This is a genomic window from Rhizomonospora bruguierae (assembly GCF_018397995.1).
GTDB lineage: Bacteria > Actinomycetota > Actinomycetes > Mycobacteriales > Micromonosporaceae > Rhizomonospora > Rhizomonospora bruguierae.
Genome location: NZ_BBQH01000013.1, coordinates 85,933 through 109,140, shown reverse-complemented (window position 1 = coordinate 109,140; position 23,208 = coordinate 85,933). Strand labels below are relative to the sequence as shown.

The window sequence follows — 23,208 nt, the reverse complement described above, 5'->3', positions numbered from 1 at the left end:
GGCGGGTGCCGATCCCGCCGTACCCGAAGACCGGGTTCAAGGGCTGGACCACGAAGATCAACGCCGCCTTCGACGAGGGGTACCGGGGCGGTGGCACCGAGTTGGAGCGGCGCGCGCGGGGCGTGGACCTGCTGGCCCGGACGATCAACAAGCAGACCGGCATCCGGTTCAACGGCGCCGCGATCATCGACTTCACCGGCTTCGAGGCGGTGGTCCGCGAACTGGGCGGGGTGGACATGTGCGTGGACCAGCGCGCCCAGTCCATCCACCTGGCGTACGACCGCAACGGCCGGATCGTGCGGGTCTGGTTCGACGAGAAGAACCACAAGGTGCGGGGCATCCCGCCGGGCGGGCGACCGGTGGTGCACGAGAAGGGGTGCCGGCACATGTCGGCCGAGTTGGCCCTGGACTTCTCCCGGATCCGGTACGGGTTGAAGAACACCGACTACGACCGGCAGCGGCACCAGCAGCAATTGATCAAGGCGATCGCCAAGAAGGCGACCAGCAGCGGGGTGCTGACCGACCTGGGCAAGCTGAACCGGGTCATCAAGGCGGCCGGCAAGGCGTTCGTGTTGGACACCCAGGGCGTCCCGGTGGAGGACTTCCTGTTCACCATGAGGGGCCTGGCCGCGAGCGACCTGGTGATGGTCAAGACGAACAACGGGACGTTCAACAGCGTCACCGTGGACGGACAGTCGTACGAGACGCTGAGCCCCGAGTCGATGACGATGCTCGGCGCGGTCCGGGATGGACGCCTCGCCGACTACCTGCTCGCCCATCCGACGTTCGTTCAGTCCACGGGTGCCTGAGCGACGCAACCCGGCGGGGGTGAACAAGGAGCGAACCCGGGCCATCGACGGGGTGTCGTAGAGTATTGTGACTCGGCTCAATTGTCGCGAGCCCTCGCGCACCGCCCCGCCGCACCCGCTGGGAGTCGCCATGCCGCAGGTACCGACCAGGCAACGTCCGGAACCGGGCGGACCGGGCCGGGTCACCACCTACGGCAGCGCCAACCGCACGCCGGCGGGCAGGCGCCCGAAGCGGCGCAGGGACCCGCTCTGGGCCCGCCTCGTCGTGCTCTTCGGCGCGGTGCTGATGCTGGCCAGCGGCGTCACCGTGGTCGGCGGCAAGGCTCTCATCGGCCGGTACACCGAGGGGCTCACCCAGCAGAACCTGCTCGGCGGCGCGGCGAAGACCGAGACGAGTCCCGGCCAGGCGCTCAAGGGCCCGATCAACCTGCTGCTGCTCGGCGTCGACGAGCGGGCCCGGTCGGCCGGCGAGATGCGCTCCGACACGATCATCATCCTGCACGTGCCAGCCAGCCACGACCAGGCGTACCTGGTCTCGGTGCCGCGCGACCTGTGGGTCGAGGTGCCACCGTTCGCGAAGGCGAAGTTCGGCGGCGGCCACCACAAGATGACCGAGGCGTTCTACTTCGGCTCCCGCAACGGACTGGGCCGGGCCGGCGGCGCTGAACTGGTCGCCATGACGATCAACAAGCTGACCGGCATCACCTTCAACGGCGCGGCGATCATCGACTTCAACGGCTTCAAGGGCGTCATCGACGCGCTCGACGGCGTGCGGATGTGCGTGGACCAGCGGGTGAAGTCGGCGCACATGCGGATGGTCAACGGCAAGCCGACGTGGCTGGCCGAGGCGCGCAAGGTCGGCGGCGGCGAGATCATCTGGCACGAGAAGGGCTGCAAGGACATGGCGGGCTGGGAGGCCCTGGACTACGCCCGGCAGCGGTACGGCCTGAAGAACAGCGACTACGACCGGCAGCGGCACCAGCAGCAACTGATCAAGGCGATGGTGAAGAAGGCGATGACCGCCGGTGTGGTGACCAACCTGCCGAAGCTGGACAAGCTGATCAAGGCGGCCGGCAAGGCGTTCGTGCTGGACACCAACGGCGTGCCGATCGAGGACTTCATCTTCACGCTCAAGGGCGTGGCCGCGAACGACCTCGTGATGATCCGGACCAACGGCGGGAAGATCAGCCCGGCGAACGTCCAGGGCACCTCCGCCGAGGCGCTGACCCAGACCAGCGTCGAACTGTTCGAGGCGGTGAAGAAGGGCAGGGTCGGTGAATTCGTGGCGGCCCACCCGGACTTCGTGGCATCCGAGAAGTAGCTTGGTAGCCGTGTTTGGGCCGAAAGTCCCCGCGGTGCACGCGGGCGAGGTGGACGAGGGCGCGTACCTGCTCGACGTGCGCGAGGATGACGAGTGGGTCGCCGGGCACGCGCCCGGCGCGCACCACCTGCCGATGATGGAGATCCCGGCCCGGATGGCCGAGGTGCCCACCGAGGGGGATGTCGTGGTGGTCTGCCGCTCCGGCGGCCGCTCCGCCCAGGTGGTGGCCTACCTGGTCAACAACGGCTGGGACAACGCGCGCAACCTGGACGGCGGCATGCAGTCCTGGCAGGCCGCCGGGCGCCCGCTGGTCAGCGAGGACGGGCAGCCCGCGCGGGTGGTGTGACCGCCGCCGCCGGTCCCCTGGTCTTCGCGCACCGGGGCGCCTCCGCCGACCTGCCCGAGCACACGCTCGTCGCCTACGAACGCGCCCTCGCCGACGGCGCCGACGGGCTCGAGTGCGACGTGCGGCTCACCCGGGACGGTCACCTGGTCTGCGTGCACGACCGGCGGCTGGACCGGACCAGCACCGGGCGCGGCCTGGTCAGCGCCCGCACCCTGGCCGAACTGGACCAGTACGACTTCGGTAGCTGGCACCCCGGCGCCCGGGGCGCGGTGGAGCGGGTTCCGGTGCTGACCCTGGACCGGCTCGTGCGGACGGTGCTGGACGGCGCCCGGCCGGTCCGGCTGCTGATCGAGACCAAGCACCCCAGCCGGTACGGCAGCGACGTGGAGCGCCGGTTGGTCGCGCTGCTGAGCCGGTACGGGCTGACCCGCCCCGGGCCGCGGGACCAGGTGCGGGTGACGGTGATGTCCTTCTCGCCGCTGGCCCTGCGCCGGATACAGGCTCTGGCCCCGCGACTGCCCACGGTGCTGCTGCTGGAGGTGGTGCCGCCCGGGATCCGGCTGCGCCGGCTGCCGTTCGGCGCCCGCGTCGGCGGCCCCGCCGTCGACCTCGTCCGGGCCCGACCGGCCATTGTCGAGGCGCTGCGCTCGGGCGGCAACGGGATCTACGTGTGGACCGTCAACGAGCCGGCCGACATCGACCTGGTGATCGGGCACGGCGTGGACGGGATCATCACCGACCGGCCCCGGGCCGTCCTGGACCGCCTCGGCCGCTGACCGCCGGGGTTCCCGTGGTGCCCCGGGGCGCGGGTCTTTCCGCCGCGAGCGGGCGCGGGCAGACTCGGGTGCATGCCCGACGCCCCCGATCTCGCCCGCCTGATCACCGGCCACGGCCGGGTCATCGAGATGATCAACGACGGCCGGTCCGGCCTGCCCGTCCTCGAGGAGTTGCTGGTGACCGCGCAGGCGGCGCTCGGCGCGGACGGCATGTCGCTGGCCGAGTTCACCAGCGACGGCGGCCGGATCGTCGCCGCCACCGGCCGGGCCGGGTACTCCCTCGGGCGTCCGGTCGACGCGCAGTTCGCGGAGGGCGCGTTGCGGATGGACGGGCGGCGGACGGGCGAGGTGTCGATCCGCGCGATCGGCGGCGAGCCGGCCAGCCAGCTCGAGGGGCGCGGGCTGCGGCGGCTGCTCTGGGGCCGATGCGTCGTGCGGGGGATGGTGGTCGGCACGCTCCAGGCCTTCTACGCCGACCCGGCCCACGCCATCACCCCCGAGCACCACACCGTCCTGGGGTACGTCGCCTCCTGCATCGCCCACACCTACGGCGATGCGGCCGGGCTGCCCGTGCACGGCGACGGCCCGGTGGTCGACGCGCTCGCCGACGGGCTGGCCGTCGTCGACTCCGGCACGGTCCGGCTGTGGAACCCGGCCGCGGAGCGGCTGACCGGCCGGCCCGCCCCGGAGGTGCTCGGGCGCCGCCTGCCGCTGCCGCTGCCGCACACCGGCCAGGCCATCGACCACCAACTGCCCAACGGCCGGTGGCTGAAGATCACCTCCGGCGAGCTGCTCGGCAGCACCGACTCCGTCGTGGTCACCTTCCGCGACGCCACCGACCAGCACCGCCGCGACCACGACCGGGACCTGTTCATCGCGGTCGCCAGCCACGAACTGCGCACCCCGGTCACGGTCATCAAGGGGTACGCGGACACGCTGGTCAACCACTGGGACCACCTCGACGAGGCGGGCCGCCGGGGGGCGGCGAACGTGCTCGGCCAGCGCGCGGGGGAACTGGCGAAGCTGGTCGACCGGCTGCTGTCCGTCGACAACTCCGCCGGCCCCGTCGGCGGCTCCGAACCGGTCCCGTTCGACCTGGTGGACGCCCTGCGCGCGGCCGCCGACGCGCTGCCGCACGACCTGCGCCGGCGGCTCACGGTGGACCTGCCCCCCGACCTGACCAAGGCGTACGGCGACCGGGGCACCCTCACCACCGTCCTCACCGAACTGGCCACGAACGCCGGCAAGTACTCCCCCGGCGACGGCCCGATCGACCTGACCGCCGGCGCGGACCCGCGCAGCGTCTGGTTCCGGGTTAGCGACTGCGGAATCGGGGTACGCCCGGAGCACGTCGAGCTCGCCTTCGACCGGTACTGGCAGGGCGAGCGGGGCGACCGGCGGCAGTACTCCGGTACCGGGCTCGGCCTGTACCTCGTTCGGCGGATCGTCGAGCGGCAGAAGGGCTGGGTTTCCCTGCGCCCCCGGGACGGGGGCGGTACGGTCGCGGAGGTTCGGCTGCCGCGCGCCGACGCGCCCGCCGCGGACGTCGGCGCCACGGTGGAGCACGAGACCGGAGAGTGATGACCGCCAGCCTGAGGACGGGCGCCGCGCACCACAGCCGATGCGTCGTGGTACCCCACCATCCCCGCGGGGCGCGCCTGGCCCGGCTTCGGTTGGCGGCCGATCTCGGCCCCGCGGTGCGCCCCGGGCTGCTCGTCGACGTGGTCGCGGTCGCCGCCGAACTCATCGGCAACGCCATCCGGCACGCCGGCCCGCTCCCCGGCGGCGTCGTCCGGGTCGCCTGGCGGCTGACCGGTGGCGGCGTCGAGATCCGGGTGACCGACGGCGGCGGGGATCAGTCGCCGCGCGTCCGCGCCGTCGGCGAGTACAGCCCGGACGGTCGCGGCCTCACCATCGTCTCCGCCATCTCGGACCGCTGGGGCGTCGACCACGACGGCCTCGGCCAGTGCGTCTGGGCCCGGGTCTCCGCCTGACCGGCGCCCCGTTCCGGCCCCGCCCGCTCCCGCACCGCCGCACCGCTTCGCCCGTCGCCAGCATCCCTTACCGGGACGGGCCGTTGGTTAGGCTGTACGCCGGCAAACCCCGACCCTAAGGCTGGTCCGACGTGAGCAAGCGTGCCAGGAGCACCCGGTCCGCCGCGCCCAAGCGCGAGAAGGTCCGCGACGTCTTCGTCCCCCGTCCGTTCGCCGGGCTGGTGGACGAGGCGGAGTGGGTGGCGCTGCGGGAGCTGGTACCGGCGGCGTCGGCGCCGTTGACGCTGGTGCCGGACCTGGTGGAGAAGCACGGCGAGCGGCCGGTGACGCTGGCGACGGTGCTGCCGATGGCGTGGCCGGCGATGACCAAGCCGGACGGCCGGATCTTCATCGGGTTGCAGCGGCACGTGCAGTCCGGCGACGTGTCGCGGGACCTGGCGGTGGCGCTGCTCCGCGCGCTGGAGACGCCGCCCGGCGGCACGGTCGCGGTGCCGGCGCTGCCCGGCGAGGGCCCCCGGCTGCAGGACATTCTGGTGGCCGGGCCGCTGGAGATCACACTCCACGACGGGTTCGACTTCTGGCTGGACGAGGGCGCCGGGGACGACCCGAACGTGCAGGCGTCCCTGGAGCGGGCGAACTCGTCGATCTACCCGACCCAGCGGCTGGCGGCGGCGCGGGGCGCGTACTGGTGCCAGGTGCCGGAGAAGGCGCACGTGCGCTGGGTGCTGCCGGACGACGAGGACCGCGCCCTGGACGCGCTGGCGCGACTGGCGGGCGCCGGCGACCTGCTGCTCGGCGAGGGGACGAAGTTCGCCGGCATGTTCCGGGCGCACGGCCTGCTGGTACCGGTGTGGGATCTGCCCAGGGAGCCGGCGGCGGCCGAGTGGGAGGAGCCGCTGGCGGCGTTCGCGAAGCGGTACGCGGACGCGCTGGCGGTCGACGGTCCGCTGGACGCCGCCGCCCGGCGTGCCAAGCAGGGCCTGCTGGGCCGGCAGCTAACCCTGCGCTGACGGCGGCTCGTCCCCGGTCGGGGCGAGCGGGGCGCGGGCGACGGGGCAGGACATGCAGCGCGGACCGCCGCGCCCGGAGCCCAGTTCCGAGCCGGCGATCTGGATCACCTCGATGCCGGCGCGTTCCAGGTGCCCGTTCGTCTCCGCGTTGCGCTCGTAGGCGACGCAGAGCCGGGGCGCGATCGCGAGGGTGTTGTTGCCGTCGTCCCACTGCTCGCGCTCGGCGGTCACCGGGTCCAGGCCGGTGTCGATCACGCGGAGCCGGTCGATGCCCATGGCGTCGGCCGCCGCCCGCAGGAACGGCTCGGGCCCGCTGACCGCCAGTTCCGCCACCCCGGGCGCGGCCTCGCCGTCGGCGGTCACGGTGTACGCGAGCAGGTCGTGCGCCATGTTCGGGTACATGAGGACCGCGTCGACGTCGACCATGGTGCAGACGGTGTCCAGGTGCATGGTGGCCCGCCGCTGGGCGACGGGCACCACCAGGACGGTCTCCGCCAGGCCGCCGGAGATCACCCGGCGGGCGAGCCGCTCGGCGCCGGCCGGGGTGGTCCGCTCACCCACGCCGACGGCGATCGTGCCCGGGGCGAGCAGCAGCACGTCGCCCCCCTCGACGTGTTCGAGGCCGGGCTCGTACACCAGCGGGGTGCCGGCGAAGCGGGGGTGGTGCCGGTAGATGGCGTGGGTGATCGTGGTCTCCCGGCGGCGGGCGGGCATGGCCAGGCTGGTGACGGCGGCGTTGCCCCGGATCCAGGTGGACGAGTCGCGGGTGAACAGCAGGTTCGGCAGCGGGTCGATGACGAAGTCGTGCCGGTCCATCAGCCGGTAGACCAGGCCGGTGGGGCGCCCGCGCAGTTCCTCGTGCGCCAGGCCGGCGATCAGCACCTCGGCCAGGCCGGCCGGGTCCAGGCCGGCGAGGTGGTCGGCGACCCGGCGGCGGAGGCTGTCGCCGAGCCGCACGTCCGCGAGCACCGCGCCGGTGAGTTCCTCCCGTGCGGCGGGAGCGGCGAGCGTCTCAGTAAGCAAATGGTGCACGTACAGAACTTCCACGCCACGATCGGTCAACGCGGTCGCGAACCCGTCGTGCTCCTGCTGCGCGCGGGCCACCCAGGGGATGCCGTCGAACAGGAGCGTGTCGTTGTTCCGGGGCGTCAACCTGGCCAGTTCCGGCCCGGGCCGGTGCAGCAGCACCGCGCCGAGCCGGCCGACCTCGCTGTCCACGTAGTGGGCCACGACTGGCAGCCTAACGATCGCGTGGCACCATTCAGGCAGAGTCACGGCGGCATGAATGGGGCATTCATCCCCTCTCACTCGCCGGTCACTCGCCCGTGCTGGTTGCGTCCGTACCGGTGTAACCACGTACCGTAATGTGCTAGCCCGACAACTCCACCAAGACCTTTTGCCGGAGGTCGCGATGACTGTCTTTCCTGCGCGTAGACCGTTCGCATCCGCCAAAGACGGCGGGACCGCACCAGGGAACGGGGTCGTCGCCGCCCCCGCGGACCAACTGGAGTGGTCGCGGCCCATGGACTGGGCCCGGCGACGCCGCGCCGAGCGTGGCGCCCGGCGGCAGGAGGCGGCCGGCGCCCGCGCGCTGAACCGCCTGGAGCACCTCGGCCCCGCCTGGCACGTGGTGGAGTGGCCGCGCGCGGACGACGCCGCCCCCGACGAGGAGCGGACCGGCTTCCTGGCGATCGGTCCGGGCGGCGTGTTCGCGGTGACGGTCGCCGACCACGGGCGGGCCCGGGTGATGCTCGCGGGGGACGTCGTCCAGATCAACGGCAAGCGCCCGCCCTACGTGTCGCGGGCCCGCCGGGACGCCCGCCGGGCCGGCAAGGCGCTCACCGCCGCCGTGGGGCTCCCGGTGCCCGTCGCGCCGGTGCTGACCTTCGTGGGCTCGGGCGTGATCAGCGTCTACGGCGTGCCGCGGGACTGCATGATCGCCACGCATCGGGAACTCGACCGGCTGCTCATCGCCGGCGGCGCCCGGATCAGCGCGGAGACGGCGCAGAAGCTCTCCGTCGTCGCGAGCCACCCGTCCACCTGGCTGCCCGCGGGCGCGGAGGACTACCGGTGGTACGGGGAGGGCCGTTCGGCCACCGACAAGCGCCCCGTCCGCCGGTAGCCGCAACTCACCACAGCGCCGAGGATTCCGGGGTCGGCAAGCGCGCCGGAAAGCAGTAGCGTGGTCGCCGACGGCGCGGTGTGCGGCCGGTGCAGCGGAGGTGGTAGTGGCGCACGTCGAACTCTCGCTCTCCGAGGCGCTGGTGCCACCCGCGCGACCGGCCGGCGGAGCGGTCGGTCCCGCCGGCGGGTACCCCGGGCCGGAGCAGCCGGAGGACAGCCTTTCGCGGTGGGCGGTCGCGGTGCACGCGGCCGCCGAACCGTGTCTGTTGATCGACGCGCGGAGCCGCATCGTGGCCACGTCCGGCGCCGGCCGGGAGCTGCTCGGCCTGGCCGAGCCGGCGCTCACCGACGGCCGCCCGCTGCTGGAGACGCTCCAACTGATCGACTTCACGGCCGCGCCGAGCGCGCTGGAGGAGGCCGACGCGGTGAAGATCCCGCCGTTGCTGGCGCTCAGCAGCGGCCGGTTGGCGCGCGGCCTGCTGCGGGTCGGACCGGCCGGCGCGGACGAGCCGCCCGACACGCTGGACGCGGTCACCACGCCACTGCTGGAGGGCGGCGAGGTGGTGGGCTCGCTCACCTTCCTCTCCGCGATCTGACCGGCGGGGCCGTAGTCTGCCCCCATGCTGGATCTCGACCTGTTGCCGGACGAGTACGCGGTGTGCCGGCTACCGGCCGGCACCGCCGTGCCGGACCCGACCGGCGACGGGGCGGCGATCCTGTCGGTGACGTGGACGCCGGACGAGGTATCCGTCATCTGCGCCGCGGACCGGGTGCCGGCCGGCGCCGGTCCGGTCGAGCCGGGGTGGCGCTGCCTGCGCGTGGTCGGCCCGCTGGACCTGGCGCTGACCGGGGTGCTCGCCTCGCTGGCCGGCCCGCTCGCCGAGGCGCGGGTCAACATCTTCGTGTTCTCCACCTTCGACACCGACTACGTGCTGGTCCCGGCGGTGCGCCTGGCCGAGGCGGTGGCCGCCCTGACCGGTGCGGGCCACCGGATCGCCGCGGGAACGCCGTGACCTGAGCGCGGGCGGGGCACTACGATCCGCCCGTGCAGCGCGTACGCGTCATGATGCCGTGGGTCGTGCCGCTGGCCGTGCTCGTCGCGAGCCTGTCGGCCTGCGGCCAGCCACCCGAGTTGGCCCCCAGACCCACCGTGCCACCCGCCCCGACCGGCACGGCCGCCGATGATCCCGCGCCGACGCTGCCGCCCGGATTCACGCTGCCACCCACCGACCCGCCGACCGCCGACCCGCCGCCGAGCTTCGCGGAGAGTGTCGCGGTCCCCTGCGCGGGGCGTCCCGACGCGAGCGTGGTCCTCGCGCTGGTCCGCCGCTCCGGCACGCTGCCCGGGGCGTTCGAGCGGGCACGGGCGACCACCGGGCCGCTGTGCGCCGGCAGCTGGCAGTACACGGTGTTGACGGTGCCCGGCAAGGAGCCGCTCCAGGTGGTCAGCAAGGGGCTCCCGGACGCGCTGACGCTGGTCACCGCCGGCACGGACGTGTGCACAGTGGATGTGCGGACCGGGGCGCCGTTCGGCATCCTGGCGGCGGCGAGTTGCTCCAGCGGCTAGGCTGACCACATGCCGGGCGTTCCACCGAGCCGATTCGTCTACCTCGGCCCCGAGGGCACCTTCACCGAACAGGCGCTGCGCACGATCCCCGCCGCCGAACGGGGCAGCCGGGTACCGGCCCGCAGCGTGCCCGAGGCGCTGGACACGGTACGCGCCGGCGAGGCCGACGCCGCCCTGGTGCCGCTGGAGAACTCGATCGGCGGCGCGGTCGGGGTCACCTTCGACGAACTGACCCACGGCGAGCCGCTGATGATCACCCGCGAGGTGGTGATCCCGGTGGAGTTCGTGCTGGCCGCCCGGGCGCCCGCGGCGCTGGCGGAGATCCGCACGCTCGCCGCGCACCCGCAGGCCAGCACGCAGTGCCGCAACTGGCTGCGGGCGAACCTGCCGAACGCCACGGTCGTGGACGTGCTGTCCAACTCGGCCGCCGCGGTCGGGGCCGCGGAGGGCGGGTACGACGCGGCGATCTGCGCCCCGATCGGCGTCGAGCGGTACGCGCTGACCCTGCTCGCCGACAAGATCGCGGACCATCCGGACGCGGTCACCCGCTTCGTGCTGGTCTGCCGACCCGCCGGACCCACCCCGCCGACCGGGGACGACATCACGTCGCTGGCCGTCTCGATCGCCCACGACCGGGTCGGTGCGCTGCTGGCGGTCCTGATGGAGTTCGCGGTGCGCGGCATCAACCTCAGCCGCATCGAGTCCCGGCCCAGCGGCGGGACCCTCGGCCGGTACTCGTTCTTCCTGGACTGCACCGGTCACGTGGCCGAGAGCCGGATGGGCGAGGCGCTCCAGGGCCTGCGCCGCATCTGCTCGGACGTGCGCTTCCTCGGCTCGTACCCGCGGCACCGCTGGAGCCCGGCCGCCGGCGCGGGGCCGACCCCCGCGCCCGCCGGGCTCTCCGACGCGGACTTCGCCGACGCGGCCGCCTGGCTGGCCAGGATCCGCGCCGGCGACCTGTCCTGACCCGGCCCGGGCGGCAGGGCGCGCGGATGCCCGGCAGGCCGCCGGCTCACCCCCAGCCGAGGTCGTGGAGGCGCTCCTCGGAGATGCCGAAATGGTGGGCGATCTCGTGGACGACCGTCACCAGCACCTCCTCCACGACGTCCTGCTCGGTGTCGCAGATGCTCAGGATCGGCCGCCGGTAGATGGTGATGCGGTCGGGCAGCACGCCGGTGTAGTTCCAGCCGCGCCCGGTCAGCGCGTGCCCCTCGTAGAGGCCCAGCAGGTGGGGACCGTCCGGTGGGGAGTCGTCCTCGACCAGCACCACGACGTTGTCCATCAGCCGCAGCAGCGGCTCGGGCACCTCATCGAGCGCGTCGGCGACCAGTTCCTCGAAGCGTTCGGCGCTCATCTCGACCGGCACCGCACCATTGTCCGTGCGGGGGCGGGCTGCGCCCAACCCCCGCGCGGTGGTCCGTCAGACGAGCGTGGCGGTCAGCGTGATCTCGGTGCCGGGGGCGAGCAGCCGCGAGATGGGGCAGTTCTCCTTGGCGCCCTCGGCCAGCTTCTGGAACTCGGCCGGGTCGATGCCGGGCACGTCACCGGTGGCGGTCAGATCGATCTTCGTCACGGTGAAGCCGGCGTCGGTCTTGCCGAAGTGGACCGCCGCGGTCGTGTCGACCGAGGTCGGCGGGTGCCCCGCGTCGGAGAGCGCTTTGGAGAACGCCATCGAGTAGCAGCCGGCGTGCGCCGCCGCGATCAGCTCCTCGGGGTTGGTCCCCTGCCCGTCCTCGAACCGGGACTTGAACGAGTACGGGCCCTCGAGGCCGCCACCGCCGGTGCGGATCGTGCCGGAGCCCTCGGTCAGGGTGCCCTGCCAGCGGGCGGATGCGTTACGGGTAGGCATGCGACCGACGCTAGTCCAATCGACCGGGCGATGCGACGATTGTCCACCGTGAGCGCGAGAACACCCGCGGCACGTGGCGCCGCACCGGTGTCGCCGCGCACGCGCTGGCCTCGGATCGCCTAGCGCCTATCCTTGGTCGGGTCGAGGCCGGACTCCGCTCCGGCCGGTCTGGAGGCGCCCCCGATGTCCCAGGATGCCCATTCCGATCCGGCGGTGGTGAGCTGGGGCGAGCCGGATGACGCCGGACCGGCACCGGCGCGGCGCCCCGGCGGCCTGGCCGCGCTGCGCCGCGACCGCCGGGTGGTGCTGGCCGTCGCGGGGCTCGCCGCGGTCGCGCTGCTCGCCTCGCTGGTCGACGACTGGCAGGTCACGACGATCAGGCCGGACCCCTCGGAGGTCGGCGACCAGACGCAGCAGATCACGGCCGGGCTGGGCCAGCTCGGCGTGTGGGGCGCCGCGTACCTGGTCGGTGTGGTCCTGGCGGTGGCCGGCGCGACCGTGGTGCTGTTCGGGCCGGCGGCCGGGCGGGCGCACGTGCGGGTCGCCACGCTGGGCGGGTGCGGCACCCTGGTCGCCCTGATCGGGGCCGCGTGGAGCGACCTCGGCCGACGCAGCGCGCCGTTCAACGGCCTCTTCTACATCGACGGCCCGACCATCACCCTGGAGCACGGGCGCGGGATCTCGGTCGGGCTGGTCGGGGTGGTCCTGCTCGGGGTGGCTCTGCTGCTGGTCGAGGGGCGCCCGGCCGCGGCCCGCGATCCCGAGGCGGCGGACGCCGAGGCACCGGCCGCCCCGGAGGACGACCACGCGCGGTGGCTACCCCGCCGCGCCGAGCCGGACGAGCGCCCGGAGGAGCCCTTCGACCTCACCGTGGCGCCCGCCGCCCCGTTCGCCGCCCCGCCCGACCCGCGCGCCCGGCCCTGAGCCGGATATCGACGTGAGCACGGCCGGCGGCGCCGGTAGGCTCACCGGTTGTGATTGATCTGCGCCTGCTCCGAGACGACCCCGACGCCGTACGCGCCAGCCAGCGGACCCGCGGCGAGTCCGAGTCGGCCGTGGACGACCTGCTCCGCGCGAACGAGGCGCGCCGGGCCGCCGTGCAGCGGTTCGAGGCGCTGCGGGCCGAGCAGAAGCAGCTCGGCAAGCGGATGCCGAAGGCCGCCCCGGAGGAGCGGGCCACCCTGCTCGCCCGGACCAAGGAGCTGGCCGCCGAGGTGAAGGCCGCCGAGGCCGGGGTGACCGCGGCGGAGCAGGAGCAGCGCCAGGCGCACCTGGCGATCCCGAACGTCGTGGAGCCGGGCGTGCCGGCCGGCGGCGAGGACGACTACGTCGTGCTCCGCGAGATCGGCGAGCGCCCGTCGCTGCCCACCGTCCGGGACCACATCGAGCTGGGCGAGGGCATCGGCGCGTTCGACCTGGAGCGCGGGGCGAAGGTCTCGGGCAGCCGCTTCTACTACCTGACCGGCGTCGGCGCGCTGCTCCAGCTCGGGCTGCTCCAGCTGGCCATCGCCCAGGCGCTGGAGCACGGGCTGACCCCGGTCATCCCGCCGGTCCTGGTCAAGCCGGAGTCGATGGAGGGCACCGGGTTCCTCGGCGCGCACGCCGCCGAGGTGTACCGGCTGGAGGCTGACGACCTGTACCTGGTCGGCACGTCGGAGGTGCCGCTGGCCGCGTACCACGCCCACGAGATCCTGGCCGACCTGACCGAGCCCATCCGGTACGCCGGCTGGTCGTCGTGCTTCCGCCGGGAGGCCGGCTCGTACGGCAAGGACGTGCGCGGCATCATCCGGGTACACCAGTTCGACAAGGTGGAGATGTTCTCGTACTGCCGGCCCGAGCAGGCCGCCGAGGAGCACCTGCGGCTGCTGGGCTGGGAGGAGGAGATGCTGGCCAAGGTCGAGATCCCCTACCGGGTGATCGACGTGGCCGCCGGCGACCTGGGCAGCAGCGCCGCGCGCAAGTACGACTGCGAGGCGTGGCTGCCGTCGCAGCAGCGGTTCCTGGAGCTGACCTCGACGTCGAACTGCACCACGTTCCAGGCGCGCCGGCTCAACGTCCGCTACCGGGACGAGGAGGGGCGCACCCGGCCGGCGGCGACGCTGAACGGCACCCTGGCCACCACCCGGTGGCTTGTGCCCATGCTGGAGAACCACCAGCAGCCGGACGGCTCGGTCCGGGTTCCGAAGGCACTCCAGCCCTACCTGGGCGGCCGTGACGTGCTGGAACCGGTGCGACGCTGAACGGGTCATCGGTATGCCCGCTGTTCGTCCAGTTGTCACAAAACCTCCTCGGCGGTGCCGCTGAGTACGGGTATCGTTACCAGCCCGCACGGCACGGCAGGTTGGAGGTCCCATGACCGGACTGGAGACGACTCGGCCGGGCCTGCCCAAGCTCATCGCCACCGATCTCGACGGCACCCTGGTCCGCAGCGACGACACGGTCTCCGCGTACACCCACGCCACTCTCGACCGGGTCCGCACCGCCGGCATCCCGATCGTCGGGGCGACCGGGCGCGGTCCCCGGCTGACCGAACTGACCCGCAACGACATCCGCGCCGCGGACTTCCTGGTGCTGGCCGGCGGCGGGCGGGTCGTGGACCAGAGCGACCCGGCCGGCCCGCTGGTCCTGCGCGACGTCCGGCTGTCCGGAAAGGTGGTCGCCGAGATCGTGCACGACCTGGAGGCGGAGGTCGGCCCGCTGACCGTCATGGTGGAGGCGCTGGACACGCCCGACGCACCGCTCTGGGGCGACCACGACCCCGCGTGGCGCTACCCCGAGCGCTTCGAGTCGCGCACCCGGGCGGAGGCGCTGAGCGGGGACATGATCAAGGCGTTCGCGCGCACTCCCGACCACCACGTCGACGCGCTGCTCGAGGCGGCCCAGCGGATCATCCCGCCGTCGGTCGCCTCGGTCACCCAGGCGGGGCTGGGCTTCATCGAGATCCTCCCGCCCGGCGTCGACAAGGCCACCGGCCTCGCCGTCGTCGCCGAGGCCCTCGGCGTCGACCCGGCGGACGTGCTGGTCTTCGGCGACATGCCGAACGACCTGCCCATGTTCACCTGGGCCGGGTGGAGCCGGGTCGCGGTCTCGAACGCCCACCCGGTGGTCCGCCGGGCCGCCGACGAGGTGACCCTGCGCAACGACGACGACGGCGTAGCGGTCTACCTCGATCGACTACTCTCCCGGTGATGCGGCTCGTCGCGACCGACCTGGACGGCACCCTGCTGCGCCGCGACCACTCCGTCAGCCCCCGCACCTCCGCCACCATCGACCGGGTCATCGCCGCCGGCGACCAGGTGGTGCTGGTGACGGGCCGCCCGCTGCGCTGGATGGACGCCGTCTACGCCCAGCTCACCACGCCGCTGCCGACCGTCTTCGCCAACGGCGCCGTCGTCTACGACCCGATCGAGGACGAGATCCTGCGCGCCGACCCCCTCGACCCCGGCCTGCTGCTACGCGTCTGCGACCGGCTACGGGAGGAGCTGCCCGAGGCGCGCCGTGGCGGTCGCCAACGCCCACCGCGCGGTCACCTCGATCGCTGACGAGGTGACCGCGAGCAACGAGGACGACGGCGTGGCCCGGTACCTGGACCGCGAGTACCCCGCCCCGTAGCGGGCCGGGTCAGAGGTACTGACCGGTGCGGCCGCCATCGCCCGGCTGGCCCTGCGGGCCGGGGGCGCCCGGCATGCCGGGCACCATGCCCATGCCCGGGCCGGTGGGCAGCGCGTGGCGGCTGCCGCGCATCTGCTCCAACTGGAGCCGGGCGGCCATCTGCTGGGCGACCAGCGCGGCCTGGATGCCGTGGAACAGCCCCTCCAGCCAGCCGACGAGCTGGGCCTGCGCGATGCGCAGCTCGGCGTCGCTGGGCGTGGCGCCGTCCGTGAACGGCAGCGACAGCCGCGTCAGCTCCTCGCGTAGCTCCGGGGCGAGCCCGTCCTCCAGCTCGGTGATCGAGCGCTGGTGGATCTCGCGCAGCCGCTCCCGGCTCGCGTCGTCCAGGGGCGCCGCCCGGACCTCCTCCAACAGCTGCTTGATCATGCTGCCGATCCGCATGACCTTGGCGGGCTGCTCGATCAGCCGCGACGGGTCCTCCGACTCCGGAACCTCGCCCTCGGCGGCGTCCACGTCCACGGTGCCCATGGGTCGGCCGTCCGGGCCGACCACCACCACCGTGCCGGGGCGCCCCCCGGCCGGGGTGCGCTCACCGGCGTCTGCTCCGTTGCCTGCTGCGTCGGTCATGCGGACCATCTTCCCTACCGCCGAGGTCGCATGCCAACCCGGGCCGGCACCGGGCCCCGTCGGACCCGGATGACCGGTCGGTAACCTTGCGCCGGTGAGCCACGACCCCCGTTCGGTGCTGAGCCGTTCGGCGCCGCCGCCGGACCGGACGGTGCGCTACGGCGACCATCCCGACCAGGTGGCCGACCTGCGGCTGCCCCGGCGTGCGGCGGGGCCCCTGGTGATCGTGGTGCACGGCGGGTTCTGGCGGCCCGGGTACGACCGGTCGCACACCGGACCGATGGCAGCCGCCCTGGCGGCGCTGGGTCACCCGGTCGCCCAACTCGAGTACCGGCGCGTCGGGTACCCCGAAACCCTGGACGACGTGGCGGCCGGCGTGGCCGTCCTGCCCGGCCTGGCCACCGCCACCGCCACCGGACTGGGCCGGCCGGCGCCCGCCGGGCCGCCGGTGCTCGTCGGGCACTCGGCCGGCGGGCACCTCGCGCTCTGGCAGGCCGCCACCCACGGCGGCGTGGCGGGCGTCGTGGCGCTCGCCCCGGTCGCCGACCTCGTCGAGGCGTACCGGCGGGACCTGGACGGCGGCGCGGTGGCCGCCCTGCTCGGCGGCGGGCCGGAGGACGTGCCCGAGCGCTACGCCCGCGCCGATCCGGCCCGCCTGCCGGCGCCGCGCTGCCCGGTGGTGGTCCTGCACGGGGACGCAGACGCCCAGGTACCGATCGATATCGGACGGGGGTACGCCGCCCGCACCGGCGCCCGCACCGTGGAATTGCCCGGTACCGGGCATTTCGGCCTCATTGATCCGCAGGCACCACCCTGGCGGCACGTCACGGACGAGCTTCATTCACTTTTCCAATGATCCGCACCATTGACGCGTCCCGGCGGGAGGCGGTAGAACGCCGGATGGGTCCCGACTGGACCCGCGATCTGGGAGGCACAGTGCAGCAGCACCTCGACCGCCGGCAGGCGCTGAAGCTGCTGGCCGCGCTCGGCGCGGCCGGCGCCGCGTCGGCCTGCGCCCCGGCCGGCGGAGGGGGCGGCTCGACCAGCCAGGCACCCGTCCGGATCGGCCTCATCGCGCCGCAGACGGGAGCCTACCGGGCCATCGGCACGGAGATGATCAACGGCTTCCAGCTGTACCTGTCGCTGAACAACAACGAACTCGGCGGCCACCCGGTGGAGCTGATCATCGCGGACGAGGGCGACACGGCCAAGAGCGGCCAGGCGGCGTTCCAGCAACTGCGCGGCAAGGATGTGCTGGCGATCTCCGGGGTCGCCGGCAGCACCGTGATGACCACCATCCACGACGAGGTGGAGAAGGCGCAGATCCCGCTGATCGGCTCCAACGGCTCGCCGGTCTCGCTGCACGGCGTCGTGTTCATCTGGCGCACCTCCTACGTGGATGACGAGCCGGGGCGCGCCCTCGCGCCGTACCTCCAGTCCCGGGTCAAGGGCAAGATCGCGCTGGTCACCACCGATCAGGACGCGGGCCTGGACGCGCTGTCGGGCTTCCGGTTCGCGTTCGGCAACACCGACACCCGGATCGAGGACACGGTCATCCAGGCGCCCGAAGCGGCCAAGATGGGCGCCGGCTTCTACTCGACCACCATCCAGCGGATCCGCTCGATGGACCCGGAGATCGTCTACTGCGCGCTGGGCACCAACTCGGGCATCGAGTTCGTGAAGCAGCTCCGGACGGCCGGGCTCCACCTGCCGATCTACGCCTCCGGCCTGCTCACCGAGGGCAGCGCGCTGGAGACCCTGGGCACCGCGGCCCGGGGTATCTACACCTCGCTGAACTACTCCTCCGACCTGGAGAACCCGACGAACCGGCGGTTCGCTGCCGCGTACCGGCGGGCGCACAACCTCGCGCCGACCACGTTCGCGATGGCGTCGTTCGACGCGGCCTCGGTGCTCGACCAGGCGATCGCGCTCGCCTCGCCGAGCCCCACGCCGCTCACCGTCAACCAGGCGATCGCGCGGCTCGGCCTCGTGGACAGCCCGCGCGGCACCTGGCAGTTCAACCAGTCCCGGACCCCGCAGCAGTCCTGGTACCTGCGCCAGGTCCGCCCGGACGGGCAGGTCCTGGCCAACGTGGTGCTCAACGAGCTGGCGACGCTGGGCTGAGCCGGCGCCACGGGCTGGAGCCGGGCGCCACGGGCTGAGCTGGCGGCGCCGGGCTGGGGCGGCGTCACGGGCTGAGCCGGCGGGGCCGAGCCGGCGCCACGGGCTGAGCTCGGCGTGAGCGGCGGGCGGGCGGCGGCCCGCTCCGGCTACCGGCTCAGCCGCGCAGCTCGGCGACGCAGCACTTGACGCTGCCGCCGCCCTTCTTCAGCTCGGATAGCTCCACCGGCACCGGCCGGTACCCGGCGGCCGCCAGCTTCGCGGCCATCCCGGTGGCCTCGGCCGGCAGGAACACGTTCCGGCCGTCGCTGACCAGGTTCAGCCCGAACGCGTACGCGTCCACCTCGTCGGCCAGGACCGCGTCAGGGAACAGTTGGGCGAGGACCCGCTGGGCGGCGGTCGAGAAGGCGCCCGGATAGTAGGCGACCGTGGAATCGTCGAGCGGCTGGAGCGCCGTGTCGAGGTGGTAGAAGCGGGAGTCGACCAGCTTCAGCGACACCACCGGCCGGCCGAGCACCTCCTGCGCCTCGGCGTGCGCCGCCGTCTCGGTGCGGAAGCCGTACCCGGCGAGGATCACGCCACCGTGCGCCCCGGGCAGGTACGTGAAGTCGCCCTCGCCCTCGTTGGTCTGGGTGGGCGCGACGAACTCCCAGCCCTCGGTCTCGTAGAACGCCCGGTGCACGGCGGCTTCGGCGGTCCGCTGCGGGTACCGGAAGCGGGCGCCGTAGGCGACGCCGTCGACCGTGAACGCGCCGTTGGCCGCGAACACCAGGTCCGGCAGCCCCGCCCGGGGCGGCAGGACGTGCACGGTGTGCCCCGACTCGACCAGCGTCCGGCGCAGCCGTTCCCACTGCTTGTGGACCAGTTCGGCGTCGACCGGCATGGTCACGTCCATCCATGGGTTGATGGCGTACTCGACGGCGAAGTGGTCGGGGCTCGCCATCAGGTAGGTACGCTTCCGCGGCGTCCGGTCGGGCAGGTCCATGGTGACCAAGAGTAGGTACGCTGTCGGTACTCAAACAGCCGCGAAGCTTGCGTCAAAGAGGTGATTCGTTGCAGATCGACGACGTGGACCAGCGAATCATTGCGCTTCTGGTCAGCGACGCGCGGGCCTCCTACGCGGAGATCGGGGCCGTGGTCTCGCTCTCGGCGCCCGCGGTGAAGCGGCGGGTCGACCGGCTGCGCACCGCGGGCATCATCAAGGGATTCACGGCGGTCATCGACCCCGCAGCCGTCGGCTGGACCACCGAGGCGTTCGTCGAGCTGTTCTGCACCGGCAAGACCACCCCGGCGCAGATCACCGTGGCGGCCCGCCGGCACCCGGAGGTGGTCGGCGCCTACACCGTCTCCGGCGAGGCGGACGCGCTGGTCCACCTGCGGGCGGCCGACATCGCCCACCTGGAGCAGGCGCTGGAGCGGCTGCGGGCGGAGTCGTTCGTCACCTCGACCCGCAGCATGATCGTGCTGTCCCGGCTGGTCGCCGCGCCGGCCGCGGTGCCCCCCGCCGACTAGAGCGCGCGGGGACCGACCACGCCCCACCGAAAACGGGCGCTAACCCCTACAGGTACATGCCGGTACCGTGCTGCTCGTCGCCTTTGGCCGGCTTGTCACCCTCGCCGAAGAACCGCTTGCCGCCGAACTCGCCGTGCAGCCGGTCGTCCAGCTCGTCCGCGAGGCCGGTCATCACCTGCACGGCCAGCATCAGGTGGGTGGGCTGGAAGTTGCGCCCGAACACGGGGACCGACGCCCACACGGTGTCCTCGGTGCAGTAGAGCCGGCCGATCGGCATCCGGTTGGTCAGGTCGGACAGCTTCACGTACAGCTTCTCGGTGGGCCGGATCCCGGTCAGCACCGGCGAGAACACGTCCACCAGCGGCGGGCTGTCCCGGACCCGGACGAACACCATCGCCGACCCGGCACGAATGTTGATGTCCCCGTCCCCGTCCAGTTGCAACTGGTCCGGCGTGGTCTTCAGCATCGCCGCGACCACCGTACGGACCCGTTCGTCCAGCGGCAGCCCGCCCTCCCGCGCCTCCCGCGCGATCGCCGCGAGCGCGCTCTCCGGGTCCTCCGTCTCCAGCGTCGCCTCGGGCCGCGCGGTACCCAGCGCCGCCTCGGCTATCGGCTCGTCCCGCTCGTCGCGCGCCCCGTAGACCAGGAACGCGGGGTGCGGGGCGCCGTAGACGTCCCGCATGGTCCGGGTCAGGATCGTGGCGAGCTGAGCCGACCGCTCCACCGCCGTACACAGGCCGAACTGCTCGCCGGAGCCCTCCACCACGCCCGGCGGGGACCAGCCGAGCGCGACCATGTCGGCGACGGCCGCCCGGTCCAGCCGCATGCCCGGCGGGAGCGCCGCGTTGCCGACCGCCCGCGCGTCCAGCCGGCCATCCGGACCCGCCTCCACGCCGACCGAGTAGATCGCGTCCCCGGTGCCGGAGGCCGCCGGGTCGAGCGTGACCTCCAGGTACGAGCCGGCGGTGAGGGCGGCGACCAGCGACGTCAACGACCGGGCGAAGTCCCGCCACGCCTCGGTCACCTTGGCGCGCAGGTCCGCCGTCGTCGGCTCGTCCAGCAGGATCTGCTCGCTGTCGAGGTCCGCCGGCTGGGGGTGGTCCGCCGTCATGATCCCTCCGTCCCGTCCGCCACACCCTATCGAGACCGTGCTGCCTGGCGGTGGTGGGCGCCGATGCGTCCCGGTGGTTGGCCCGCATTGTTCCGGGCCGTGTACGGCGACGTGTCAGCCGCCGCCGGGCGCCCTTCTCCGCGTCCGCGATGGGTGGATCCGGCCGCGGGTCACGGTGCTTCGGCGGCGCTGTCTTCGGCCCCCACGGCCAGGGCGGTGAGCCGCGCGGCGGCCTCGGCCGGGTCCGCGCCACGCCCGACCGCCACGCCCAGCAGGTAAGCCGTCACCGGTGCCGCCGGCCGCAGCACCTGGTGCGCGACGTCCCGCGCCAGATCCAGCACCACCTGGGCCCGCAGTTCGGCCGGGTCCAGCCCCAACTCGCGGCACGCCACGGCGATCCACTCGTCCAGCGTCATCTGATCCACTCCTCTGCCTGCCTCAGATCGGCGTCCGTATCACAGTCGAAGAAGGGTGGCAGGCCGTCCGTGTCGACGGTCACGGGTACGGGCGCGAGTGGGGTGAGCAACACCCGCAGCGGCGTTCCGTGCAGCGTCCCACCCAGTTCGTGGACCCGCCGGCGCAGCGCCCCGGGCCGCCACACCCCGCAGAGCCACTGTGGACGATCATTGACGTCCATATAGATAGCGCCGTTGGTGCTCGGGATGCTCTCCACGGTGGTGATGAGGCGCCGGACGGCGTCACCGGTCAGCAGCGGAAGATCCGCGGCGACCAGCGCGACCACCGGCACGTGGGCGGGGACAAGCCGAAGACCCGCCACGACGGCAGCGGCCGGCCCCCCGCCCGGCGGTTCCTCCACAGTGGTCAGGACATCGGTCGGCGCACCGGTAAGCGCCGGCGCCCCGACAACGACGCGAGGATCGGCATCGGCGAGCGCGTCGAGCACCCGCAGCAGCATCGGCCGCCCACCCACCGGTCGCGCCGGCTTCTCCCGACCGCCCAGGCGGCGCCCGGCCCCGCCGGCCAGGATGAGCGCCCCGTACCCCTCCACCACCTCACCCTATGGCGACGACCCCCGGCGCACCCGCCAGGCCCCTGCCTCCCGGCGCTGGACGGGGGCGACGCGCCGGCCGGGCGACCCCTGGGCCGGTGCTCCGTGCGCCGGCCGGGCCTTCGCCCCAACGATGCCGACCGGCGCGCCCACGGTCGCCGCTTCCGCAAGAGATCTTGGTATGGATCCGCCGCAGAAATCGGTCTCCCGTACCAAGGTCTGGACGAATACGGCCACACTAGGCAACATCCACGCCAATCTCGAACTCGTCGTGCCCGATTCATGGGGGTAGTGGCTTTTGTTACCCGCCACGACTTCATGCCGGACAATGGGCGGATGGGACGGGCGACGGACCGGCGGCCGGTGCTGCGGATCGACGTGGGCGCGGGCGCGCCCGTGACGGGCGCGGGCCCGGATGTTGCCGTCGGGGACACGGGCATGGGAGCACCCGCCGCAAACGCGGGCACAGGAACGGCCGCCGCCAACACGGGCACAGGAACGGCCGCCGTGGACGCGGCGGGCGGCGGTACGACGACCACCATCCGGCGACCGGACAGCCTGGCCGCCGAGGAGCCGCTGGAGATCCGCGTCGGGCCGGCGGGTGCGGGTCGGCGGCCGGCGTTGGCGGTGACCATGCGCACGCCGGGAGATGACCTGGACCTGGCGCTGGGGTTCCTGTTCACCGAGGGCATCGTGCGGGGGGCCGGTGACGTGCGGACCGCGCAGTTGTGCGCCGGCACCGAGGAGCCGAACACGTACAACGTGGTGGACGTGGCGCTGGCGGCGCACGTACCGCCGCCGCAGACGGACCCGACCCGCTACTTCGCCACCACCAGTGCCTGCGGTGTGTGCGGAAAGGCGAGCATCGACGCCGTACGCACCCGATCGGCGTACGACGTGGGTGGCGATCCGGTGGCGGTACCGGCGACCGTGCTGGCGGGGTTGCCGGACCGGCTCCGGGCGGCGCAGAAGGCGTTCGAGCGGACCGGCGGGCTGCACGCGGCGGGGCTGTTTACGCCGGCCGGGGATCTGGTCGTGCTGCGGGAGGACGTGGGGCGGCACAACGCGGTGGACAAGGTGGTCGGGTGGGCGCTGCGCTCGGAGCGGTTGCCGCTGCGGGGGCATGTGCTGCTGGTCTCCGGACGGGTGAGCTTCGAACTGACGCAGAAGGCGTGGATGGCGGGCATCCCCGTGCTGGCCGCCGTCTCAGCGCCGAGCACGCTGGCGGTCGACGTGGCGGAGGAGGCCGGGATGACGCTGGTCGGCTTCCTGCGCGGCACCACGATGAACGCCTACACCGGCACCGAGCGCATCCTTCCCTGACCGCCGAAGGCCGGCACCCACGCGCGACAGGGCCGACGGGTCGTGATGGGCGCGTCGGTGTTCGTCGTGCCCCGGCACCCACGCGCGGCAGGGGCCG

29 protein-coding genes are annotated in these 23,208 nt (G+C 73.4%); 21 read left to right on the top strand and 8 right to left on the bottom strand.

The window, feature by feature from the left end:
* The 7 genes from KJS59_RS05180 to KJS59_RS05150 all read left to right on the top strand — a co-directional run.
* Positions 1-809 (top strand): LCP family protein (locus KJS59_RS05180; RefSeq protein ID WP_213451137.1); only part of this gene is annotated, 809 nt, incomplete at its 5' end.
* A 130-nt stretch (positions 810-939) separates the two neighbouring features.
* On the top strand, positions 940-2,130 hold the full coding sequence (locus KJS59_RS05175; RefSeq protein ID WP_213451136.1) for an LCP family protein: 1,191 nt from the start codon (positions 940-942) through the stop codon (positions 2,128-2,130).
* A 10-nt stretch (positions 2,131-2,140) separates the two neighbouring features.
* Positions 2,141-2,476: a rhodanese-like domain-containing protein gene (locus KJS59_RS05170; RefSeq protein WP_213451135.1), complete on the top strand. Its 336-nt coding sequence runs from the start codon at positions 2,141-2,143 to the stop codon at positions 2,474-2,476.
* On the top strand, positions 2,473-3,252 hold the full coding sequence (locus KJS59_RS05165) for a glycerophosphodiester phosphodiesterase (protein ID WP_213451134.1): 780 nt from the start codon (positions 2,473-2,475) through the stop codon (positions 3,250-3,252). The genes KJS59_RS05170 and KJS59_RS05165 overlap by 4 nt, the downstream gene beginning before the upstream one ends.
* Positions 3,253-3,324: 72 nt before the next feature.
* A complete protein-coding gene (locus KJS59_RS05160) occupies positions 3,325-4,833 on the top strand; it encodes a sensor histidine kinase (RefSeq protein WP_213451133.1) in 1,509 nt (502 codons plus the stop codon).
* On the top strand, positions 4,833-5,246 hold the full coding sequence (locus KJS59_RS05155) for an ATP-binding protein (protein ID WP_213451132.1): 414 nt from the start codon (positions 4,833-4,835) through the stop codon (positions 5,244-5,246). Before KJS59_RS05160 ends, KJS59_RS05155 begins: the two co-directional genes overlap by 1 nt.
* A gap of 131 nt (positions 5,247-5,377) precedes the next feature.
* Positions 5,378-6,256 carry a DUF5926 family protein gene (locus tag KJS59_RS05150; protein ID WP_213451131.1) on the top strand — a complete coding sequence of 293 codons (879 nt, stop codon included), beginning with the start codon at positions 5,378-5,380 and terminating at the stop codon, positions 6,254-6,256.
* Here the strand turns inward: KJS59_RS05150 and KJS59_RS05145 are convergent.
* A complete protein-coding gene (locus tag KJS59_RS05145) occupies positions 6,242-7,486 on the bottom strand; it encodes an arginine deiminase (protein WP_249713886.1) in 1,245 nt (414 codons plus the stop codon). The two genes, KJS59_RS05150 and KJS59_RS05145, sit on opposite strands and share 15 nt — an antisense overlap.
* Before the next feature lie 181 nt (positions 7,487-7,667).
* On the opposite strand from KJS59_RS05145, the gene KJS59_RS05140 reads away from it, so the two are divergent.
* The 5 genes from KJS59_RS05140 (at position 7,668) to pheA (ending at position 10,913) form a co-directional block, all read left to right on the top strand.
* Positions 7,668-8,378, top strand: a complete 711-nt coding sequence (locus KJS59_RS05140) for a hypothetical protein (protein WP_213451129.1) — start codon at positions 7,668-7,670, stop codon at positions 8,376-8,378.
* Positions 8,379-8,484: 106 nt separating this feature from the next.
* Positions 8,485-8,976 (top strand): PAS domain-containing protein, encoded by a 492-nt coding sequence (locus KJS59_RS05135; protein ID WP_213451128.1) that lies wholly within the window; start codon positions 8,485-8,487, stop codon positions 8,974-8,976.
* A 24-nt stretch (positions 8,977-9,000) separates the two neighbouring features.
* Positions 9,001-9,393 (top strand): ACT domain-containing protein, encoded by a 393-nt coding sequence (locus KJS59_RS05130; RefSeq protein ID WP_213451127.1) that lies wholly within the window; start codon positions 9,001-9,003, stop codon positions 9,391-9,393.
* A gap of 32 nt (positions 9,394-9,425) precedes the next feature.
* A complete protein-coding gene (locus KJS59_RS05125) occupies positions 9,426-9,947 on the top strand; it encodes a hypothetical protein (protein ID WP_249713884.1) in 522 nt (173 codons plus the stop codon).
* 9 nt (positions 9,948-9,956) lie between these two features.
* Positions 9,957-10,913, top strand: a complete 957-nt coding sequence (gene pheA / locus KJS59_RS05120) for a prephenate dehydratase (protein WP_213451126.1) — start codon at positions 9,957-9,959, stop codon at positions 10,911-10,913.
* Positions 10,914-10,959: 46 nt separating this feature from the next.
* Here pheA and KJS59_RS05115 read toward each other — a convergent pair whose 3' ends face one another.
* Both KJS59_RS05115 and KJS59_RS05110 read right to left on the bottom strand, forming a co-directional pair.
* Positions 10,960-11,301: a metallopeptidase family protein gene (locus tag KJS59_RS05115; protein ID WP_213451232.1), complete on the bottom strand. Its 342-nt coding sequence runs from the start codon at positions 11,299-11,301 to the stop codon at positions 10,960-10,962.
* A gap of 66 nt (positions 11,302-11,367) precedes the next feature.
* Positions 11,368-11,796 (bottom strand): OsmC family protein, encoded by a 429-nt coding sequence (locus tag KJS59_RS05110; protein WP_213451125.1) that lies wholly within the window; start codon positions 11,794-11,796, stop codon positions 11,368-11,370.
* A gap of 183 nt (positions 11,797-11,979) precedes the next feature.
* Here KJS59_RS05110 and KJS59_RS05105 point away from each other — a divergent pair, with 183 nt between their 5' ends.
* From KJS59_RS05105 to KJS59_RS32110, 5 genes are all read left to right on the top strand, one after another.
* On the top strand, positions 11,980-12,720 hold the full coding sequence (locus KJS59_RS05105; protein ID WP_213451124.1) for a hypothetical protein: 741 nt from the start codon (positions 11,980-11,982) through the stop codon (positions 12,718-12,720).
* 50 nt (positions 12,721-12,770) lie between these two features.
* The gene (gene serS, locus KJS59_RS05100) at positions 12,771-14,036 is read left to right on the top strand and encodes a serine--tRNA ligase (protein ID WP_213451123.1); all 1,266 of its coding nucleotides are present in this window, start codon (positions 12,771-12,773) and stop codon (positions 14,034-14,036) included.
* A 112-nt stretch (positions 14,037-14,148) separates the two neighbouring features.
* Positions 14,149-14,985, top strand: a complete 837-nt coding sequence (locus KJS59_RS05095; protein WP_213451122.1) for an HAD family hydrolase — start codon at positions 14,149-14,151, stop codon at positions 14,983-14,985.
* Positions 14,985-15,338 (top strand): HAD family hydrolase, encoded by a 354-nt coding sequence (locus tag KJS59_RS05090; RefSeq protein ID WP_249713883.1) that lies wholly within the window; start codon positions 14,985-14,987, stop codon positions 15,336-15,338. Before KJS59_RS05095 ends, KJS59_RS05090 begins: the two co-directional genes overlap by 1 nt.
* Positions 15,295-15,408, top strand: coding sequence for an HAD hydrolase family protein (locus tag KJS59_RS32110; protein ID WP_376771126.1), 114 nt, complete (start codon positions 15,295-15,297; stop codon positions 15,406-15,408). Before KJS59_RS05090 ends, KJS59_RS32110 begins: the two co-directional genes overlap by 44 nt.
* A 9-nt stretch (positions 15,409-15,417) precedes the next feature.
* On the opposite strand, the gene KJS59_RS05085 is transcribed toward KJS59_RS32110, so the two are convergent.
* Positions 15,418-16,035, bottom strand: a complete 618-nt coding sequence (locus KJS59_RS05085; protein WP_213451121.1) for a bacterial proteasome activator family protein — start codon at positions 16,033-16,035, stop codon at positions 15,418-15,420.
* Positions 16,036-16,129: 94 nt separating this feature from the next.
* Between KJS59_RS05085 and KJS59_RS05080 the strand changes: the two genes are divergently transcribed.
* Both KJS59_RS05080 and KJS59_RS05075 read left to right on the top strand, forming a co-directional pair.
* Positions 16,130-16,891, top strand: a complete 762-nt coding sequence (locus KJS59_RS05080) for an alpha/beta hydrolase family protein (protein WP_213451120.1) — start codon at positions 16,130-16,132, stop codon at positions 16,889-16,891.
* A 44-nt stretch (positions 16,892-16,935) separates the two neighbouring features.
* Positions 16,936-18,159 (top strand): ABC transporter substrate-binding protein, encoded by a 1,224-nt coding sequence (locus tag KJS59_RS05075; protein ID WP_213451231.1) that lies wholly within the window; start codon positions 16,936-16,938, stop codon positions 18,157-18,159.
* 154 nt (positions 18,160-18,313) lie between these two features.
* Here KJS59_RS05075 and ddaH read toward each other — a convergent pair whose 3' ends face one another.
* Positions 18,314-19,141, bottom strand: coding sequence for a dimethylargininase (gene ddaH, locus KJS59_RS05070; RefSeq protein ID WP_376771125.1), 828 nt, complete (start codon positions 19,139-19,141; stop codon positions 18,314-18,316).
* Between the two features lie 68 nt (positions 19,142-19,209).
* Here ddaH and KJS59_RS05065 point away from each other — a divergent pair, with 68 nt between their 5' ends.
* The gene (locus KJS59_RS05065) at positions 19,210-19,668 is read left to right on the top strand and encodes an Lrp/AsnC family transcriptional regulator (protein ID WP_213451119.1); all 459 of its coding nucleotides are present in this window, start codon (positions 19,210-19,212) and stop codon (positions 19,666-19,668) included.
* A gap of 46 nt (positions 19,669-19,714) precedes the next feature.
* Here KJS59_RS05065 and KJS59_RS05060 read toward each other — a convergent pair whose 3' ends face one another.
* From KJS59_RS05060 to mobA, 3 genes are all read right to left on the bottom strand, one after another.
* Complete coding sequence (locus KJS59_RS05060; RefSeq protein ID WP_213451118.1) at positions 19,715-20,779, bottom strand: T3SS (YopN, CesT) and YbjN peptide-binding chaperone 1; 1,065 nt, start codon at positions 20,777-20,779, stop codon at positions 19,715-19,717.
* 170 nt (positions 20,780-20,949) lie between these two features.
* Positions 20,950-21,195, bottom strand: coding sequence for a DUF6457 domain-containing protein (locus KJS59_RS05055; protein ID WP_213451117.1), 246 nt, complete (start codon positions 21,193-21,195; stop codon positions 20,950-20,952).
* A complete protein-coding gene (mobA, locus tag KJS59_RS05050; protein WP_213451116.1) occupies positions 21,192-21,788 on the bottom strand; it encodes a molybdenum cofactor guanylyltransferase in 597 nt (198 codons plus the stop codon). Before mobA ends, KJS59_RS05055 begins: the two co-directional genes overlap by 4 nt.
* A 336-nt stretch (positions 21,789-22,124) precedes the next feature.
* On the opposite strand from mobA, the gene fdhD reads away from it, so the two are divergent.
* The gene (fdhD, locus tag KJS59_RS05045; RefSeq protein ID WP_249713882.1) at positions 22,125-23,111 is read left to right on the top strand and encodes a formate dehydrogenase accessory sulfurtransferase FdhD; all 987 of its coding nucleotides are present in this window, start codon (positions 22,125-22,127) and stop codon (positions 23,109-23,111) included.
* Positions 23,112-23,208 lie beyond the last annotated feature (97 nt).

Excerpts from the sequence above, each read along its gene's own strand:
- KJS59_RS05175 (WP_213451136.1), top strand. The coding sequence starts at position 940 with ATGCCGCAGGTACCGACCAGGCAACGTCCGGAACCGGGCGGACCGGGC.
- KJS59_RS05160 (WP_213451133.1), top strand. The coding sequence starts at position 3,325 with ATGCCCGACGCCCCCGATCTCGCCCGCCTGATCACCGGCCACGGCCGG.
- KJS59_RS05155 (WP_213451132.1), top strand. The coding sequence starts at position 4,833 with ATGACCGCCAGCCTGAGGACGGGCGCCGCGCACCACAGCCGATGCGTC.
- KJS59_RS05140 (WP_213451129.1), top strand. The coding sequence starts at position 7,668 with ATGACTGTCTTTCCTGCGCGTAGACCGTTCGCATCCGCCAAAGACGGC.
- KJS59_RS05130 (WP_213451127.1), top strand. The coding sequence starts at position 9,001 with ATGCTGGATCTCGACCTGTTGCCGGACGAGTACGCGGTGTGCCGGCTA.
- pheA (WP_213451126.1), top strand. The coding sequence starts at position 9,957 with ATGCCGGGCGTTCCACCGAGCCGATTCGTCTACCTCGGCCCCGAGGGC.
- KJS59_RS05115 (WP_213451232.1), bottom strand. The coding sequence starts at position 11,301 with ATGAGCGCCGAACGCTTCGAGGAACTGGTCGCCGACGCGCTCGATGAG.
- KJS59_RS05110 (WP_213451125.1), bottom strand. The coding sequence starts at position 11,796 with ATGCCTACCCGTAACGCATCCGCCCGCTGGCAGGGCACCCTGACCGAG.
- KJS59_RS05105 (WP_213451124.1), top strand. The coding sequence starts at position 11,980 with ATGTCCCAGGATGCCCATTCCGATCCGGCGGTGGTGAGCTGGGGCGAG.
- KJS59_RS05095 (WP_213451122.1), top strand. The coding sequence starts at position 14,149 with ATGACCGGACTGGAGACGACTCGGCCGGGCCTGCCCAAGCTCATCGCC.
- KJS59_RS05090 (WP_249713883.1), top strand. The coding sequence starts at position 14,985 with ATGCGGCTCGTCGCGACCGACCTGGACGGCACCCTGCTGCGCCGCGAC.
- KJS59_RS05085 (WP_213451121.1), bottom strand. The coding sequence starts at position 16,035 with ATGACCGACGCAGCAGGCAACGGAGCAGACGCCGGTGAGCGCACCCCG.
- KJS59_RS05075 (WP_213451231.1), top strand. The coding sequence starts at position 16,936 with ATGGGTCCCGACTGGACCCGCGATCTGGGAGGCACAGTGCAGCAGCAC.
- ddaH (WP_376771125.1), bottom strand. The coding sequence starts at position 19,141 with ATGGACCTGCCCGACCGGACGCCGCGGAAGCGTACCTACCTGATGGCG.
- KJS59_RS05060 (WP_213451118.1), bottom strand. The coding sequence starts at position 20,779 with ATGACGGCGGACCACCCCCAGCCGGCGGACCTCGACAGCGAGCAGATC.
- KJS59_RS05055 (WP_213451117.1), bottom strand. The coding sequence starts at position 21,195 with ATGACGCTGGACGAGTGGATCGCCGTGGCGTGCCGCGAGTTGGGGCTG.
- fdhD (WP_249713882.1), top strand. The coding sequence starts at position 22,125 with ATGGGACGGGCGACGGACCGGCGGCCGGTGCTGCGGATCGACGTGGGC.